This is a genomic window from Pseudomonas psychrophila HA-4, from assembly GCF_000282975.1.
Lineage (GTDB): Bacteria > Pseudomonadota > Gammaproteobacteria > Pseudomonadales > Pseudomonadaceae > Aquipseudomonas > Aquipseudomonas psychrophila_A.
In genome coordinates this window covers 66,950-82,242 of record NZ_ALJC01000051.1, presented here as the reverse complement: position 1 = coordinate 82,242, position 15,293 = coordinate 66,950, and the positions used below count along the sequence as shown (strand labels likewise).

General features: G+C 55.3%; 15 protein-coding genes, 2 tRNA genes and 1 pseudogene. 4 read left to right on the top strand and 14 right to left on the bottom strand.

Annotated features, from left to right (window positions below):
- The first annotated feature begins 20 nt into the window (after positions 1 to 20).
- From B347_RS0106535 to B347_RS0106525, 3 genes are read left to right on the top strand one after another with little or no spacing between them, the layout of a single operon-like run.
- Positions 21 to 1,289 carry a sialidase family protein gene (locus tag B347_RS0106535; protein ID WP_026014020.1) on the top strand — a complete coding sequence of 423 codons (1,269 nt, stop codon included), beginning with the start codon at positions 21 to 23 and terminating at the stop codon, positions 1,287 to 1,289.
- On the top strand, positions 1,289 to 1,876 hold the full coding sequence (locus B347_RS0106530; protein ID WP_019408900.1) for a hypothetical protein: 588 nt from the start codon (positions 1,289 to 1,291) through the stop codon (positions 1,874 to 1,876). Before B347_RS0106535 ends, B347_RS0106530 begins: the two co-directional genes overlap by 1 nt.
- Positions 1,873 to 3,891, top strand: coding sequence for an LTA synthase family protein (locus B347_RS0106525; protein ID WP_019408899.1), 2,019 nt, complete (start codon positions 1,873 to 1,875; stop codon positions 3,889 to 3,891). The genes B347_RS0106530 and B347_RS0106525 overlap by 4 nt, the downstream gene beginning before the upstream one ends.
- A 453-nt stretch (positions 3,892 to 4,344) precedes the next feature.
- Here B347_RS0106525 and B347_RS0106515 read toward each other — a convergent pair whose 3' ends face one another.
- From B347_RS0106515 to B347_RS0106495, 6 genes and pseudogenes are all read right to left on the bottom strand, one after another.
- Positions 4,345 to 5,070: a hypothetical protein gene (locus B347_RS0106515; protein ID WP_019408897.1), complete on the bottom strand. Its 726-nt coding sequence runs from the start codon at positions 5,068 to 5,070 to the stop codon at positions 4,345 to 4,347.
- Between the two features lie 272 nt (positions 5,071 to 5,342).
- Positions 5,343 to 5,543, bottom strand: coding sequence for a hypothetical protein (locus B347_RS0106510; protein WP_026014019.1), 201 nt, complete (start codon positions 5,541 to 5,543; stop codon positions 5,343 to 5,345).
- A 120-nt stretch (positions 5,544 to 5,663) separates the two neighbouring features.
- The gene (locus B347_RS0106505) at positions 5,664 to 5,924 is read right to left on the bottom strand and encodes a hypothetical protein (protein ID WP_019408895.1); all 261 of its coding nucleotides are present in this window, start codon (positions 5,922 to 5,924) and stop codon (positions 5,664 to 5,666) included.
- Between the two features lie 164 nt (positions 5,925 to 6,088).
- Positions 6,089 to 6,517, bottom strand: a complete 429-nt coding sequence (locus B347_RS0106500) for a hypothetical protein (RefSeq protein ID WP_019408894.1) — start codon at positions 6,515 to 6,517, stop codon at positions 6,089 to 6,091.
- A gap of 214 nt (positions 6,518 to 6,731) precedes the next feature.
- Positions 6,732 to 7,178 (bottom strand): annotated as a pseudogene (locus tag B347_RS26840) (integrase arm-type DNA-binding domain-containing protein); the annotation flags it as partial.
- A gap of 167 nt (positions 7,179 to 7,345) precedes the next feature.
- Positions 7,346 to 7,422: transfer RNA gene (locus B347_RS0106495), tRNA-Met, on the bottom strand.
- Between the two features lie 170 nt (positions 7,423 to 7,592).
- Between B347_RS0106495 and B347_RS0106490 the strand changes: the two genes are divergently transcribed.
- Positions 7,593 to 8,813, top strand: a complete 1,221-nt coding sequence (locus B347_RS0106490; RefSeq protein WP_026014018.1) for an MFS transporter — start codon at positions 7,593 to 7,595, stop codon at positions 8,811 to 8,813.
- Between the two features lie 85 nt (positions 8,814 to 8,898).
- Here the strand turns inward: B347_RS0106490 and B347_RS0106485 are convergent, their stop codons facing one another.
- The 8 genes from B347_RS0106485 to lolB form a co-directional block, all read right to left on the bottom strand.
- Positions 8,899 to 9,948 (bottom strand): FUSC family protein, encoded by a 1,050-nt coding sequence (locus tag B347_RS0106485; protein ID WP_019408892.1) that lies wholly within the window; start codon positions 9,946 to 9,948, stop codon positions 8,899 to 8,901.
- Positions 9,949 to 10,117: 169 nt separating this feature from the next.
- Positions 10,118 to 11,218, bottom strand: a complete 1,101-nt coding sequence (ychF, locus tag B347_RS0106480; RefSeq protein WP_019408891.1) for a redox-regulated ATPase YchF — start codon at positions 11,216 to 11,218, stop codon at positions 10,118 to 10,120.
- A gap of 23 nt (positions 11,219 to 11,241) precedes the next feature.
- The gene (pth, locus tag B347_RS0106475) at positions 11,242 to 11,826 is read right to left on the bottom strand and encodes an aminoacyl-tRNA hydrolase (protein ID WP_003439790.1); all 585 of its coding nucleotides are present in this window, start codon (positions 11,824 to 11,826) and stop codon (positions 11,242 to 11,244) included.
- Positions 11,827 to 11,991: 165 nt separating this feature from the next.
- Positions 11,992 to 12,576 (bottom strand): 50S ribosomal protein L25/general stress protein Ctc, encoded by a 585-nt coding sequence (locus tag B347_RS0106470; RefSeq protein WP_019408890.1) that lies wholly within the window; start codon positions 12,574 to 12,576, stop codon positions 11,992 to 11,994.
- 139 nt (positions 12,577 to 12,715) lie between these two features.
- On the bottom strand, positions 12,716 to 13,657 hold the full coding sequence (locus B347_RS0106465) for a ribose-phosphate pyrophosphokinase (RefSeq protein WP_003208392.1): 942 nt from the start codon (positions 13,655 to 13,657) through the stop codon (positions 12,716 to 12,718).
- A 45-nt stretch (positions 13,658 to 13,702) separates the two neighbouring features.
- A tRNA-Gln gene (locus B347_RS0106460) sits at positions 13,703 to 13,777 on the bottom strand.
- Between the two features lie 10 nt (positions 13,778 to 13,787).
- Positions 13,788 to 14,663: a 4-(cytidine 5'-diphospho)-2-C-methyl-D-erythritol kinase gene (ispE, locus tag B347_RS0106455; protein ID WP_019408889.1), complete on the bottom strand. Its 876-nt coding sequence runs from the start codon at positions 14,661 to 14,663 to the stop codon at positions 13,788 to 13,790.
- Positions 14,664 to 14,665: 2 nt separating this feature from the next.
- The gene (gene lolB / locus B347_RS0106450; RefSeq protein WP_019408888.1) at positions 14,666 to 15,292 is read right to left on the bottom strand and encodes a lipoprotein insertase outer membrane protein LolB; all 627 of its coding nucleotides are present in this window, start codon (positions 15,290 to 15,292) and stop codon (positions 14,666 to 14,668) included.
- Position 15,293 lies beyond the last annotated feature (1 nt).

The window sequence follows — 15,293 nt, the reverse complement described above, 5'->3', positions numbered from 1 at the left end:
CTTTTACCAACAGGTTCTCTATGCGCTCCGCCTTATTGATTTTTAGCCTGCTGGCAGTGTTTTTTGCCGCTTGGCAAAGCCATCCGCCCCATGTGCTGGCGCCGTTTGCTCACGTCAGCCCGAACACCGTAAAAGTGGCGGCGCCGGCTCAGTACAGCAGCCGGTTCGTGTCCACCCAGATAACCGACTTTGTGCATTCCTCGTCCGTTACCGCCCTGCCTGGCGGCGACTTGATGGCGGTGTGGTTTGCCGGATCGCGCGAAGGCGCCGCTGATGTGCAGGTGCGCACCGCGCGATTTGATGCACGCAGCGGCGAATGGGGCGCAGAACAGGTGCTGGCCACGCGGGAAAGCACCCGCGACGGTACCCAACGTTACATTCGAAAGCTTGGCAACCCGGTGATTGCCCTGGCGCCGGATAAACGCCTGTGGATGTTTTATGTGTCGGTGTCAGTGGGCGGGTGGGCCACCAGCGCGATCAATGTGATGGTCTCGGATGACTTTGGCGCCAGTTGGACGGCCCCTCGGCAACTGGTGACCTCGCCGTTCTTTAATATCAGCACCCTAGTGCGCGCCGCGCCGGTATTCCATGCCGATGGCTCCATCGGCCTGCCGGTGTACCACGAGTTCATGGGCAAGTTTGCCGAGTACCTGTACTTGAGCGCCGACGGGGCGGTGATCGACAAATTCCGTATCAGCCGCGGCAAAAATGCCCTGCAACCGACCATCGTGCCCCTCGACGGCCAACGCGCCGTGGCGATGTTGCGCTATGCCGGCGACACCCATCATCGCGTGCTGGCCAGTCGCACTGAAGACGCCGGGCAAACCTGGAGTCAGCCGTACCCGTTGCAACCGTCCAATCCTAACTCGTCGCTGGCGGCGGTGGGCACGGTGGGCGATGGGTTGCTGGTGGCGCTCAATGACCTGCAGGACGGCCGCTTCAAGCTCAGCCTCTATGGCACTGACGCCCAGCTCAGTCAGTGGCGCACGGTGGTGCAACTGGACGAATCGCCTGACCCGCTCGGCCAACCGTTCGCCCCCGAGGTTTATAAAGAGATCATCGGCAAAGGCTTTCGCGCCTCCAGCGGTGCGCAGCGTTTACCGCTGGAGCAACGTTTTCTTAGCAGCCTCGACTACCGCGTGTGCAAACCCCGTGGCTGCGATTTCGAATACGAGTACCCGTACTTCAGCCGCAGCCCGGACGGCATGTACCACTTGGTGTACTCGTGGAATAACACGTTTATTAAACATGTCAGCTTCAACGAAGCCTGGCTGGCGGAGCGTCTGTGATGGTTTCGCTATGGCAAGCGCATTTGAGTTTTGTGCTGTTGGGGTTTGTGCTGTTAAGCACCTTTCGATTTACCGCCCCTTGGCGACCGTGGTTGCTGCCAGTCTTGGTGGCAGTGAGCGTGATCCCGCTAGATGAGCTGCCATTGGCAGCCTATGTACGCAGCTTTACCGATGACTTGGCGATCAGCACGTTGGTGTTGTTGGGGTGGGTCGCGCTGAGCCGTTTGGGCTTGGTGCAGCCGCAGTCTCAACGTCATCAGGTGCAGATGTTGCTGCTGTTTGGTCTGCTGAGTGTGGTGCTCTATCCCGCCACGTTAGGCCTGACCTATTTCGACCCCTACCGTTGGGGCTTCAATCCTCGACCGATGATTGCGCTGGTCGCGGTGGCGGCGCTGTTGATGCTGTGGCTGCGCAATGCACTGGCGGTGTGGATGTTGGTGATCGGCACACTGGCGTTCGCATTGCGGCTCAAGGCGTCGGAGAACTATTGGGACTATCTGGTTGATCCGCTCTTGGCAGGTTACTGCGTGGTCGCTGGATTAATGCAAGTCAAACGGTGCTGCTTTAGAAAATGGAAAAATTCATGAGTGCGTTGCAATCACGTCGCTTGCGCTACGGCATGGGTGCGATCGGGTTGGTGTTTGTGGTGCTGGTCGTGTTGCGACTGGTGTTTGTGCTGGGTTTTTCCGGCCTTGAGTTCACCACCCCGGCGCTGCTGGAAACCCTCGGCATCGGCCTGCGTTTCGACCTGCGCCTGGCGGTGTTGCTGCTGCTGCCGTTGGCCGTGCTGGCATGGCTGCCGCGCTGGAACCTCACCACGCTGCCAGCCCTGCGCTGGTTGGCGCGTGCCTATCTGGTGGTAGCACTGGCGATGATCGGCTTGGTCTACATCATCGACTTCGGCCATTACGCCTACCTCGGCGTACGCATCAATGCGACGGTGTTGCGGTACCTGCAAGACGCACAGATTTCACAACAGATGGTGTGGGAAACCTACCCGGTACTGTGGATAACCGCCTGCTGGCTGGCAGCGGTGGCGTTGTGGGTATGGGCGTTGATCGGCCTGGAGCGCCTGACCCTAGACCGCGCGCCAGCCCCCATCAATCGATGGGCGGTGACGTCAGTCTCCGTGGTTGGCGTGGTCGCCGTGCTGCTCGCCCTGCTTGGGCGCGCGGGCAACCTCAATCTGGAAAACCCGGTGCCGCTGCGCTGGAGCGATGCGTTCTTTTCCGGCAACAGCCAAGTGGCCGCCGTGGGCCTGAACCCAGTGCTGTTTTTGTACGACACCCTTAAAGTCGGCCAATCGAAATTCGACGAGGCCAAGGTGCGTGAGCACTACACACAAGTCGCCACGTACCTAGGGGTTGAGCAACCCGACGCCCAGGCTCTGAACTTCACCCGAAAGCAAGGCGTGCAGCCTTATCGCCTGGCTGGCGAGCGCCCGCCGAATGTGATCTTCGTGATGCTCGAATCCCTCGGCACGAGCGCGGTCGGGGCCTACGGCAACCCGCTAAACCCCACACCTAACCTGGACAAGCTTGCCAAACAAAGCTGGTTCTTCAAGCACTTCTACGTCCCCGTCACCGGCACCGCCAAAACCGTGTGGGCCAGCATCACCGGCGTGCCGGACGTGACCCGTCAAGAGACAGCCACGCGCAACCCGTTGATCACGCGGCAGCACACGTTGATCAACGCGTTCGAGGGCTACCAGAAGTTCTACATGATCGGCGGCAACGCTGGCTGGGCGAATATCAACGCCCTGATCCGCCAGAGCATCGACGGCGTGCAGCTCTATGATGAAAGCCACTGGCGCTCGCCCCGGGTAGATGTATGGGGCGTCTCTGACCTGGACCTGTTCAAGGAAGGCGACCAACTGCTGCGCGGAGTGCCCAAGGAGCAGCCATTTTTTGCCTACCTACAAACTTCGGGCAACCATCGGCCGTTCACCATTCCCAAGCAAAACGACGACTTCCGGGTAAAGGACGTGACGCTGGATCAAGTCCAGGCCGCCGGCTCGCGCAGCGTCGAGCAATACAATGCCGTACGCCTGCTTGATTACAACATCGGGCGCCTGATGGAAATCGCCAAGGCGGGTGGCTATTACGACAACAGCATTTTTGTATTCTTCGGAGACCACAACACGCGTATCAGCCAGATCCCGCACATGGCCCCGGCTTTCGAACAACTAGGTCTGGAAAGCAACAACGTGCCATTGCTGATCCATGCGCCCGGTTTGCAACCACGGGTGATCGAAGAGGCCGTGGGTCTCGTGGACCTACTGCCTACCGTGGCTGGCATGGCGGGCATGCCATTCAGAAATGGCGCAATGGGTCGCGATATCCAGCAGCCGGCCCCAGAAGGCGAGCGCGTGGTGCCGCTGATACTGCGCGAGGGCACGTTCCCAATTATCGGAGGTGTTACCAAGGACTTCCTGCTTCAGATGCAGCACGACGGTAGTTCGCCGACCCTCCATGATTTGGCATCACCTACGCCGCGTGACAATGTGGCCGCGCAATATCCTGAGGAGTTTCGTCGCTTGAGTGGGTTGACCCGGGGACTGCATGAAACCGCTCGGCTGATGCTCTATCGCAATATTCCATAACTCTGCGGTGCTCACACTAAATAGCAGATTTATATCTGTAGTCGTCTATGAACAAGCGTTTGGTACACAGTCACTTGAACTGGTTGCGTAACTTGTTGTTTATGTTTGCTATTTGTATGTTCGTATTTTCATGGGATATACGGCGCTGGCTGCTGGGGTATTTTTGGCCCGTTTTACGCTGGTTGAAAAAGGCGTCTAAGTTTGTTGCTCCATCCCTGACGAACGGTAACGTCATCACCACTCCTCTGATGGTTCAGTCCATCAGTGACCCCATTACCTCGTTCCTCACTTTTGAGGAGCCATCGCCACACATTTGTGGCGCTGTTTAGCTGTTCCATCACTCAGAGGCGTTCTTGCCATTCCCTGGCCCCATCACCACCCCGTATCAGGTTAGTGGTGATTTTGGGTGAATTTCAGGTTCAGGCCTCAACTGTTCCATTCTCGGTGCAGTTTCTACCGCACGTTCCTTTCGGCGTGCTCCTTGGCGACCAACTCATCGTGGAGAGGCGGGTAATATGCCCAGTTTGTTTTCCATGCCGGAAACCACGCCCAGCGCAGAAGAGCAAATACGGCGAGTACTGCTGCAATACCGACGTTATCGTTGGTATGAGAAAGAAATACTTGGACCAGTGACCCAGTACTGTAATTCTTGCCAAGACTCCAATCGAGTATGCACAGTAGGGTCATGCCGAAAAAAAGCATCCCGATCTGCTCTCGTTGCTCTCGGGCCTCTTCTATCTCCGCTGACCGTTTTTCATACAGCTTCATTAAGAATTCGCTGTTCTGTCTCAAAGCATGTTTATGAAGCTGGTGGAGCGATACACACCCATCTGGCCGCTGGTAGCGCTCTGCCCGAATTTCAAAAAGACCGTAAGGAATAGCCAATCCAATTAGCGATAATATTTGACGCAGTGCAATCGCAAGCGCTGGGATGCCGAATGAGACAATAAGGCCAAATGAACAAGCGGCTGTGAGAAGGTATCCAAAGTTGGCCCAGACTCTTTCAAGAGAAATGGACATCTCTAGAACGCCTGGTAGTTTCCTTAGCAACAAAGCTATGTCCAAAAAAAGAACTAAGTACGCAAGGCGAACTGCCCATTTCCATTCCCATGCTTTTTCAATCAACCCTATAGAAACCGGCGGGCTGGTTTCTTGGTTTTTTTGCGTATGCTCTGTCATTTGGGCCTCCTTGGTGAAGGCTTCGAGCATAGGTAGTGATAGGTGACAGGTCTAGATGGCATTAGCTAACGGCGAGAGACGTTAGCAAATGCTTCCGTTGCCAAGCGCGGATGTGCTTAATCATCAGTGCGCCGCGGCACGAGTACGTATTGCTATGGTTGCCACGATGCGACCAAAGCGAAGATCTGAATATCTGGCAACGAATTTGCCCTCCCATTTCGGTAGGTCAGGCGCTGAAAACTACCGAGATCCCGATAGTTCGAGCAAGTAGCCTATAACCGCATTTCCCTGATGACTCTCCTAGGCTCAGTTCCCCGAAAAATGGCGCGTCGGGCGTCCTTGGTGAGCTGGTCGAGCGCTTGCTCCTCGAGTGCCGCCGCCATTGCGCTGGCCTTCCTGACAACCAGCAGCGCCAGCTCCGGCGGAAACACCACCTTGTCGGCGGGTAGATAATCACAGTTAATAACGGACACGACCAGTACCAAGTGGTCGCAGTTTGTGGTGACCTCGCTAAGTCACCGCCCAAGTATCCGTTGCGGTTGAAAGCACAAGTGTGGATACCTGCGTGGATACCTTCCAGCCAGTGAGATTAACTACACGAGCTTATGAGCCCATTTGTAGCTGCTATACAAGAACGGGCGACTTTCCTCTTTTGCTGTCTCCACAACTTGCAAACGCACTTTCGTGCCTACCGGATAATCCCTGATCTCCCTTGAGCACTCGATCTTCATGTTTTGAGCAAAGGGTTGCCCGCTTGCAGGGCGAACACCATTTTTACGGCGTGCGGGGTCATAGAAAACCTCCGCGATGATCGAAACGTATTCGTCTGGGCTGTGCCTGCTTTCCCAATTCATGGCCACTCCTTGATCCATTCTTATGTGCCGAAGAGTGATTGAAGGTCAGCGCCAGCGACCTGTCAAAACCTGTCATCAGGCTCGCACCAGAACCTGGCATTGGATAGGTGCCGGAGATTAGGATGAAGGCATGTAAACAGTGCTCAGCATGGGAACACTCGGCGTCACACGGGGTACGTGGCATACACCTTTGTTACGACGTAACCGAAAAACGAAAACAGCATCGTGTAATTTCGCAGCACATACATCGTCTTCGTGCGCTCGGCCACTTTGTCTACTGCATTCCTTGCAATTTGCCGCATTGAGAAGTCATTTAGCTGGCCCATCTCAATCATGTGCAAATAGCCAGAGTTAGCGTTCATGGTTGAGATCGTCGACTCAATACGGAGGAATCCGAATACTGCGCTCAGCGCCATCATGAACAGGGTCGCTAGGTACATCGTGGACACGTTAAGGCCAATGGGGCCGAAAGGCATTGTCTGCGCGAGATAGGCGCAAGCCGCCATTGAGGCTCCTAGGACGAAGCGATCAAAGTTTGCTGATTCAGTACTCGCGCTTTGGTGGAGTTTTACGCTCCGTTCATCCGCACTCATTTTAAACGTCCTTGAATTGTTACTTATGGCGGTTACCAAAGTGGTTACTGAGCGGCGCCGATAGCGGCCTTATTGAACATATGCATACCTTTGAACTGCCGAAAAATACAGTTTGTCGATGTCGAATCCAGTAATGAATCGATCTTGGCAGCCTTGGGCACGGTATAGGTATGCCAGGTTGCACACAATTTTCGCTGCAAGCTTGATGATGTCTGTACTGGCGATTGCCGAACACAGGGAGGGCGTGACGCTCAAGGGCACCCATGACGCGCTTGGCGGTTCCGGTATCCCAGTTGCTGATACGGGATGCGTGCCATTCGAGGATCATCACCTCAAAGGTGTCATTTGAGGATTCTACCGCGATGGCTCTACGCGCTTGCTTGGTCGCCATTAGACTTTTACCTTCAGAGGCGTCCGTGCGCAGTTCTGCGGCTTTTTGTCTGGCCAGTGCGCCGCTCACCTCTGGATAACCCTCAAGGCCAAGCCAAGACCATTTACCATCTGGTTTTTTGTAGCGTAGTTGCTAGGGCTTCTGACCATCAGGTTTAACGCGAAAATACAGGCCGCTGGCGTCTAGCTACCGATACTCCTTGGAGTCAGGCTCAAGCCACGCGAGAGTGGTGTCCGACAGGGGGCGCCGCTTAATGGCGGTACGCTTCATTGGCTTGTATCCCTTCAGTTCAATTACTTTAAAAGGATATACAGGGGGATACACGGAGGGAAGTTATAGGGGGAGACAGGGATAGATGCCCAGACACAAGAAAGCCCGCACTAGGCGGGCTTCTTGTACTGTTTGTAGACTGCTGTAGACGTCTATAAACAAGCGTTTGGTGGCTACACAGGGACTTGAACCCCGGACCCCAGCATTATGAATGCTATGCTCTAACCAACTGAGCTATGTAGCCAATGGCGCGCATTATTCCCTCGTGCGGGGGATGTGTCAAGCAAATATCTGAAAATTTTCTGTGTTCTATCAACCGCTTAAGGTTTTTAGGGCTTTGGATGGCAATATCTTGTTAAAAAGTGGCACATTGGCGGACTTGCACGTGCATTCATCTGTTGTCCGGAAACCCTTATGGCTCTTAGCAACGCTCAAATAAAAACAACGTCTGACACTCAACTCCCTCAATCCAGCCCACTCGTTATGCGCATTATCGGCGCTGTGGCGCTGGCGCATTTGATCAATGACTTGATTCAGGCGGTGCTGCCTTCGATCTATCCGATGCTCAAGGCCAAATATGACCTGACCTTTACCCAGATCGGTCTGATCACCCTGACGTTTCAACTTACCGCCTCTCTGTTACAGCCATGGGTCGGCTATTACACTGACCGACATCCCAATCCATTGTTACTGCCAGCGGGTATGGTCTGTACGCTGATCGGGATTTTGATGCTGTCCCAAGTGGGCAGTTTTCCGTTGATCTTGCTGGCGGCCGCACTGGTCGGTGTCGGTTCGTCGACCTTTCACCCCGAAGCCTCTAGGGTGGCGCGGCTGGCGTCGGGCGGGCGTTATGGCTTGGCGCAGTCGACCTTTCAGGTGGGCGGTAACGCAGGTTCGGCATTTGGACCGTTGCTGGCAGCCGCCATCATCATTCCTTTTGGTCAGGGCAACGTCGCCTGGTTTGGCTTGTTTGCGCTGTTTGCGGTCGGGCTGCTGTACGTCATCAGCCGCTGGTATCGCAACCACCTGAACCTGTTCAAGCTCAAAGCTGGGCAGAAGGCGACGCATGGTTTGTCCAAGCGGCGTGTCATCAGTGCGTTGGTGGTGCTCGGCTTGCTGGTGTTTTCCAAGTATTTCTACATGGCCAGCCTGACCAGCTACTACACGTTCTTCCTGATTCAGAAGTTCGACGTGTCGATCGCCAACTCGCAGATGTATTTGTTCCTGTTCTTGGGTGCGGTGGCGGCGGGCACGTTCTTTGGCGGCCCGATTGGCGACCGTATCGGCCGCAAAGCGGTGATCTGGTTCTCGATTCTGGGTGTGGCGCCGTTCACCTTGCTGCTGCCTTATGCTGACTTGTTCTGGACCAGCGTACTCAGCGTGGTGATTGGTTTCATCCTGGCGTCGGCGTTCTCGGCGATTGTGGTGTACGCCCAAGAGCTGGTCCCGGGCAACGTGGGGATGATTGCCGGTATCTTCTTCGGCCTGATGTTTGGCTTCGGCGGGATTGGTGCGGCGTTGCTGGGGCACTTGGCTGACATTCACGGCATCGAGTACGTGTACACCCTGTGTTCGTACCTGCCGCTGTTTGGCGTCTTGGCAATCTTTTTGCCACGACGTACCAAGAAGGTCTGATCACTCCGCTGTACGCAAAGCTCGTAGCCGTTGACGAGCTTTGCGAGGCTACGTCCGGCTGCGAAGCCGTTGTAATCCGTGCGCATTATTTCCCATCGCTTTTCGTGTTGGCACTAAAACTCTGCAGCGCGCTTTCAACGGTGCTCAAATGCTGCAGGCAGATTTGCCACGGGGCTGACACGGCTTCGGCCTGTTGATCATTGCAGGCTGGGGCCAATGCTGGCTTTTCAGTGTCGCTGGCTATTGCTGCGCAGTCTGAGGCGACGCTGGCCAGCCGCTCATGCAGCGAGGCGGGTGGCGAGCCCTGTTCCTTACGCATGGCGTCAGCGAAGGCCTCAGAGAACAGTAGGGCGCTGGCGTACAAGCGCACGGCATGTCGCTCGTAACGACTGGCGATGTCTTTGACTTCCCGTGAGGCAAACCGGCCGCGCAACGTCCAGCGTGCAGTGTTGCGTGCACTGGCAATGCCGTTCTCCAGAGTGATGAGGCTGTCGTGAGCACCCGAGAAAATAAACACGGCGTGCTGCGCGCTTTTCGTATCGTTCTCTTCAAGGGCTGTAAGGCTTCTACCGAAGCCTTTGGCGAGCTTTTCCAGCAAGTCCTTGGCCGAGTTATCAATGATGCCGATCGGGTTAGGGGTCAGGAGGATCTGACTGAACATCAACCCGACCCCGGCGCCCATCGCCACATCCAGCATGCGCACGACGCCTGCGTTCTCGGGGCCTACGGCCAGCATCAAGATAGCCGACACGCCTGCCTGAATTGGTACTACCGGGCCCAAGCCATATAGGGCTGCAATAGCAATGGCTGAGAACGAGGCAAAACCGATGCGCAGCAATGGATAGCCATCGGGTAGCCAGAGTGCGGCTTCACCGATGATGATCCCAGTGGCGACGCCGACCATTAACCCTATTGCTTGTTTGCCATGACTGGGCAGGCCAGGCGCCAAGCAGACGACGGCGCTGATGGCGGCAAACACCGGATGCACATGACCGAAAAAATGTTTGGCGAGAATCCACGCCAATGCCGCGGCGATGGCTGAGGCCAGGGCATCACGCCAAGCCGACGACCAGCGAAAGGCTATGCGTTCGATCAATGGGGCGGTAAAGCGATTGAAGAACACCTTGGCGAGCATTGGTACTCCCGTCATTCAGTCTGAGGTTATGCGACTAACCATAGACCGTTTGCTCGACAGAGTGTTCGGATTCAACGGGTGCGCCTCTCTAGTCGCACCTGAAATGGCTTTATAAAACCGAGGCCAAAAAAAACCGCGCCAGAGCGCGGTTTTTAGTACGTGTGATGTTTTACACGTTGAAGCGGAAGTGCAGGACGTCGCCGTCTTTAACGATGTATTCCTTGCCTTCCAGACGCCATTTGCCGGCTTCTTTCGCACCCGCTTCACCCTTGTACTGGATGAAGTCGTCGTAGGCGATGACTTCGGCACGGATAAAGCCTTTCTCGAAGTCGGTGTGGATCACGCCAGCAGCTTGCGGAGCGGTAGCGCCTACTTTCACGGTCCAGGCGCGTACTTCTTGAACGCCGGCGGTGAAGTAGGTTTGCAGGTTGAGCATTTCGTAACCGGCACGGATCACACGGTTCAGGCCTGGCTCTTCTAGGCCCAGCGCTTCAAGGAACATGTCCTTTTCTTCGCCGTCTTCAAGTTCGGCAATCTCCGCTTCGATCTTGTTGCAGACCGGAACGACCATGGCGCCTTCTTCTTCGGCAATAGCCAGCACCACGTCGAGCAGTGGGTTACTTTCAAAACCGTCTTCAGCCACGTTAGCGATGTACATCACCGGCTTTGTGGTCAGCAGGTGGAAGCCCTTGATGATTTGTTTCTCATCGGCGTCCATGTTTTTGATCAGGCTGCGTGCTGGCTTGCCCAAAGTGAAGTGAGCAATCAGTTGCTCCAGCAGCGCTTTTTGAGCGACGGCTTCTTTGTCACCGCCTTTGGCGTTGCGCGCGACTTTTTGCAGTTGCTTCTCGCAGCTGTCGAGGTCGGCAAAGATCAGCTCAAGGTCGATGATTTCGATGTCGCGCTTAGGGTCAACGCTGTTGGAAACGTGAATCACGTTTTCGTCTTCAAAGCAGCGAACCACATGAGCGATTGCATCGGTCTCACGGATGTTGGCCAGGAACTTATTACCCAGGCCTTCGCCTTTCGACGCGCCGGCTACCAGACCTGCGATGTCAACGAATTCCATGGTGGTCGGCAGGATGCGATTCGGTTTAACGATCTCGGCCAGTGCCGCCAGACGTGGATCGGGCATCGGCACGATGCCGGTGTTTGGCTCTATCGTGCAGAAGGGGAAGTTCTCCGCTGCAATGCCGGATTTGGTCAGGGCGTTGAACAGGGTGGACTTGCCGACGTTAGGTAGGCCGACGATGCCGCAGTTGAATCCCATGGTGTTTCCCCTCGGAAAAAGAGTCAGGCCTTCTGGCTGTGCAGGTTTTTCATCGCACGGTTCCATTCCCCGGCGAGGATATCCGGCAGCACGCCGAGGGCAAAATCGATGCTGGCGTCCAGTTTTTCCTGCTCGGCGCGTGGCGCACGACCCAGGACAAAGTTGGACACCATGCTCGCGACGCCTGGGTGGCCAATGCCGAGCCGCAGACGGTAGAAATTATTGTTGTTTCCCAGTTGCGCAATGATGTCACGCAATCCGTTATGACCTCCATGGCCGCCGCCCAGCTTGAGCTTGGCAACGCCCGGTGGGAGATCGAGTTCGTCGTGGGCCACCAATATGGATTCGGGCGCAATGCGGTAAAAACCGGCAAGCGCCGCAACGGCCTGGCCGCTTCGGTTCATATAGGTGGTGGGAATCAACAGACGAACATCCTGACCTTGGTGGCTGAAGCGCCCGGTCAGGCCAAAATATTTGCGATCAGCAACGAGATTAACGCCGTTTGCCGATGCTAGACGCTCAACAAAAAGGGCCCCTGCGTTATGCCGGGTCTGTTCGTATTCGGTGCCTGGATTTCCCAGGCCAACGATCAGTTTTATGGCGGTCACGACAAGGGCCCTTCTGTGGAGTTGTGGATAACATCGCCGCTGACAGCGGCGGCGAAAACGAACAAGAAAGCGGGTTTACGTGAGTAAACTTCGCGATCTTGTCCGCTTTACTCGCTGCGTGTTAGCTCGCGATGTTTCTCAGAACTCCGAAAGCAGAGTAATGAATTACTCGGCTTCTGGTGCTACACGCGGAGCGTGAACGTTGGCTACTGCCAAGTCGTTACCGTGTGCCAGAGCTACGAACTCAACGCCTTTAGGAGCGGTGATGTCCGACAGGTGAATGATCGCGCCGACTTCAGCGTTAGCCAGGTCAACTTCGATGAATTCAGGCAGGTCTTTTGGCAGGCAGGTAACTTCGATTTCCGCGATAACGTGCGAGATCTCGCCGCCTTTCTTGATCGGAGCAGCTTCACCAACAAAGTGAACTGGAACGATTGCAGTCAGCTTTTGACCAGCAACAACGCGTACGAAGTCAGCGTGCATCACGTGGCCTTTAGCCGGGTGACGTTGCAGAGCTTTGATGATCACGTTTTGCTTAACGCCGCCAACGGTCAGTTCGATAACGTGGCTGTAAGCAGCTTCGTTTTCGAGCAGTTTGGCAACTTCTTTAGCCAGCATGCTGATGGATTCAGGGGCTTTGTCGCCACCGTAAACTACAGCTGGAACCAGGCTTGCGAGACGACGCAGGCGGCGGCTCGCACCTTTCCCCAGGTCGGAACGCACTTCAGCATTCAGAGTAAAATCGTTCATGTTGTATCTCCAAAATAACCACATCCGGCCTAGCGTTTGCGACCAGCGCTATGGACGGTATGGGCAAAAAAGCCCCGCCCCAACAGGGTGTTGGGGCGGGGCGCTTTTCGTCAGCGGACGTAAGAGAAGGGCAGGGCCCTTATCGGAACATCGCGCTGATCGATTCTTCGTTGCTGATGCGGCGCACCGCTTCAGCCACAACCGGTGCGATATCCAGTTGACGGATACGCGAACAGGCTTGTGCAGCTGCGGACAGCGGAATGGTGTTAGTCACCACCAGCTCATCCAGCATGGAATTTTCGATATTCTCGATTGCCCGACCCGACAGCACAGGGTGTGTGCAGTAGGCGAACACTTTAGCAGCGCCATGCTCTTTCAAGGCTTTAGCCGCGTGGCACAGAGTGCCGGCGGTATCGACCATGTCATCAACCAAAATACAGGTACGCCCTTCGACATCACCAATGATATGCATCACTTCCGAGTGATTGGCTTTCTCACGGCGTTTGTCGATGATCCCCAGATCCACGCCCAAGGATTTAGCAACAGCACGTGCGCGCACGACGCCGCCGATATCCGGGGACACAATCATAAGGTTCTCAAAGCGCTGATCTTCGATGTCATCCACCAAAACTGGGGAGCCATAGATGTTATCTACAGGAATATCGAAGAAACCCTGAATTTGGTCAGCATGCAAATCAACCGTGAGAACACGATCGATGCCGACTACGGTAAGCATGTCAGCAACAACTTTTGCGCTGATAGCCACACGTGCGGAACGCGGACGGCGATCCTGACGGGCATAACCAAAGTAAGGAATAACAGCAGTAATACGAGTCGCTGAGGAGCGGCGGAAGGCATCAGCCATCACGACGAGTTCCATCAGGTTATCGTTGGTCGGAGCACAAGTCGGCTGAATGATGAAAACGTCTTTACCGCGGACATTTTCATTAATCTCAGCGGTAATCTCGCCGTCGGAAAACTTACCGACAGAAATGTCACCGAGTGGGATATGCAGCTGACGTACGACACGCCGAGCCAGATCGGGGTTAGCGTTCCCCGTAAAGACCATCATCTTGGACACGCGCAGTACCTGAAGGCTGAGGGTAACCTGGATGAGTATAAGAAATGGCAGGGGCGGCTGGATTCGAACCAACGCATGGCAGGATCAAAACCTGCTGCCTTACCGCTTGGCGACGCCCCTGTATCTATTGCTACGAGTACCGTGTACCCGTTTCCTGTGACAGATTCTGTAGTGTGCGATGCAATATCGAAACATTGCTTCCTTTAGCTACAAACCCTGTAAGGGTGTCTGTCAGAAGGTGCAGCACTTTATCAGCACTTGCTTCGTTTGGGAAGGCCCCAAATATACAACTTCCAGTTCCAGTTAATTTTGCTTCGGTATATTTACCTAGCAAATTCAAAGCTTTACGTACTTCTGGGTAAAGCTCCGTTACCACCGCTTCGCAGTCGTTTCGGCTGTTTCCCTTGGGAACGGGGCGCACTTTAATGGGCAAAGTGTCACGTGTCAACAAAGGATGTGAAAAAATTTCTGCTGTGCTTACAGAGACTTGCGGCACAAGTACTACGTACCAAGGTTCTTCCGGGTCGACGGGGGTAAGAATCTCACCAATGCCTTCAGCGAAAGCAGCGTGTCCACGGACGAAAACCGGAACGTCGGCGCCCAGGCTCAGGCCCAGTGCTGCCAGTTGCTCTTCGTTCCAGTTCAACTGCCAAAGGTGGTTGAGCCCCAGCAAGGTGGTGGCCGCATTTGAACTGCCGCCGCCGATGCCGCCGCCCATGGGCAATATCTTATTGATCCAGATATCAATGCCAAGCGGGCAGTTGGATTGCTGTTGCAGTTTTTTCGCGGCTTTCACTATCAGGTTGTCGTCATGGGCCACGCCGGGGAACTCGGTGTGCAGACAAATAACCCCGTCATCGCGCACGGCGAAGCGCATTTCATCGCCGTAATCGAGAAATTGAAACAGTGTTTGCAGTTCGTGATAGCCGTCTTCGCGACGACCCAGAATGTGCAGCATCAAATTCAGTTTTGCCGGGGAGGGCAAAACCAGTGGCTCTTTTTGCATCGTTATTGTCCCAGCTGACGTGGCTGCCAATCCTTCACGACCAGCGTGACATCTAGGTCTGTGCCATGCAGTTTGACCCGTTCAGGCAGCCAAAAGCCGTTTTGTTCAACGTAGCTCAGGTATTCGATTTTCCAGCCGTCTTGTTCCAAGCTCGCTAGGCGGCTATCGGCGTTCAAGGTCACACGGCTTTTGCTGTCAGGTGCGGGTAGACCGCGCACCCACCAGACCAAATGCGACACTGGCAAGCTCCAGCCCAATTGCTCGCCCAGCAGTTCTTCCGGGGTTGCGGCTTCGTAGCGACCTTGGCTGGCCACTTCTAGGCTGACATTTCCCGGGCGACCTGTCAGGCGGGCGGCGCCTCGACCCAGCGGCCCCGAAAGACGAATGTCGTAATAGTCCTGGCGCTGTAGCCAGAAAAGCGTCGCACTGCCGGAATCTTTAGGGGCGCGAATGCCTACCTTACCGTTGATTTGCCAGCCGTCGAGTTGAGTCAGTTGCTGTTTATGTTGTGACCACAAGGCTGGGCTGCCGTGGCCTTCAACTGATTCTCGAGCGCCGAAGCCTGCGCAACCGGCGAGCAAGGCGATGAGACTAAAGGCGATCAGGTGGCGTAAATGACGAAAAAGCATA